General features: G+C 74.1%; 2 protein-coding genes. Both read left to right on the top strand.

Translation table 11 applies throughout. The features are described 5' to 3' along the window. Positions 1-1,053 (top strand): MCE family protein (locus ACTIR_RS22725; RefSeq protein ID WP_065388564.1); only part of this gene is annotated, 1,053 nt, incomplete at its 5' end. Next, positions 1,050-1,939, top strand: an 890-nt coding sequence (locus tag ACTIR_RS22720) for an MCE family protein (protein WP_034239341.1), incomplete at its 3' end; no start/stop codon positions are given. The genes ACTIR_RS22725 and ACTIR_RS22720, both read left to right, overlap by 4 nt.

The raw sequence follows: 1,939 nt of genomic DNA, 5'->3' as shown, positions 1-1,939 counted from the left end.
GCGCGGGGGGCCGCGAGCGGCTGGTACGTCCTGCTCCGGCCCGAGCCGCGCCTGCGCCTGGCCGCCGACTTCGCCTCGGCGAGCGGGATCCACCCGGGCAGCGACGTGGCCGTGCTCGGCGTGCCGCTGGGAACGGTGGAGTCGGTGGACCCGCGCGGCGGCACCGTGCGGGTCACGATGACCCTGCCCGGCGACACCGCGGTGCCCGCCGACGCGCACGCCTACATCATGAACCCCTCCGTGATCAGCGACCGGTTCGTCGAACTCGCCCCCGCACACACCGGCGGCGAGCGCCTGTCCGACGGGGCCGTGATCCCGGTGGGACGCACCCACGCCCCGGTCACGTGGAACGAACTGACCGACTCGCTGGACACGCTGCTGGACGCGGTCGCCCCGACCGACCCGGACGGCGACAGCGACCTGGCCACGCTGGTGCGCCGGACGGCGGACGCACTGGAGGGCAACGGGCCGGCACTGCGCGAGGCGATCGCCGGGCTCGCCGGAGCCACCGACGTGCTCGCCGAGGGGACACCCGAGGTCGGTGCCCTCGTCGAGGACGTGGACTCGCTGGTCACGCTGGTCGCCGACCACCGGCGCACGATCGACTCGGTGACCGCGGCGGTCACCAACGCCTCGGCCGACCTCGCCGAACACGAGGACTCCGTGGCCCGGGCCCTGACCCGGCTGTCCGAGGCACTGGGAAGCCTCAGCCGGCTGCTCGACGGGCACGGCACGGAACTCACCGGGGACGTCTCCCGGCTGGCCGAGGTGAGCACCACCCTGGTGGCCCGGCGTGACCAGCTCGCCGAGACCCTGGACACGCTCCCGCTGACGCTGCAGAACTTCGACCGCGCCCTCACCGCGGACGACCGCCTGCGCATCCGGCTCGACCTCTCCACCAACCTCTCCCAGTTCCCCACCACGGCCCGGCTGTGTGAACGCCTGTCCCTGCCGCTGTGCGACGGCGCGGGGATCACGAACCCGATCGACTTCCCGCCCGAGGTGGACGATCCGTTCGGGCTGCGGGCGCTGCTCGACGGAGGTGGACGATGATCCGACCGGCGACGACCGTGCTGCGGTGGGTCGTGCCCACCACGCTGGTCGCGGTCCTCACCGCGGGGTGCGGTCTGGAGCGGGTGAGCCTGCAGACACTCGCCGGGGCCGGCGGCACCGAGCCGGTGGACCGCGTCACCGCCGTGTTCACCGACGTCTCGCGCCTGCACGTCGGCAGCCCGGTGCGGGCCGGACAGGTCGAGGTCGGCCGGGTGTCGGAGATCCGCACCGAGAACTTCCGCGCGCTGGTCGAACTGAAACTGCACACCGAGGTCCCCCTCGGCCCGGACACCACCGCGCGCCTGGAGCTGCTCTCCACGCTCGGGAGCCGCTACGTCGCACTCGACCCGGGACGGGAGAGGTCCCCGTCCGCCGACGGGCACCGGATCCCCGCGGAGCGCACCTCGCCGGGCCCGACGGTCGAGGACACGCTCGCGGCGGTGGGCACCCTGCTGAACGGCTCCGGCATCGCCCAGATGCGCACGCTGGTGACCGAGGCCGACGCGGCACTGTCCGGACGCGGCGGCACCGTCCGCGAACTGCTGTCCGAACTGGACTCGGTGCTGACGACGCTGGACGACCACAGGGGACGGATCCGGGAACTGATCGACTCGGTCGGCGCGGTGTCCGCGCGGCTCGCGGACGGCACCCCGACGTTGGAGGCGGCGCTGACGGAGATCACCCCCGCGGTCGAGACGTTGTTGGCCGAACGGGACCGGTTCACCGACCTGCTCGACACGACCGCCTCCCTCGGCGACACCGTGCGGGGGGTGCTCGACGAGACGGGCGAGGCGCTGACCGACCAGCTGGACCGGCTGCGCCCGCTGCTGACCGACCTGGCCGACGCGGGCGAGCGGCTGGGCGGCACGCTGGCCGGGGCGCGCGA

The sequence above is a fragment of the Saccharomonospora iraqiensis subsp. iraqiensis genome (genome assembly GCF_000430445.1).
In the GTDB taxonomy this organism is placed as follows: domain Bacteria; phylum Actinomycetota; class Actinomycetes; order Mycobacteriales; family Pseudonocardiaceae; genus Saccharomonospora; species Saccharomonospora iraqiensis.
The sequence above is the reverse complement of the archived record's forward strand: the minus strand, read 5'-3'. Positions and strand labels throughout refer to the sequence as shown.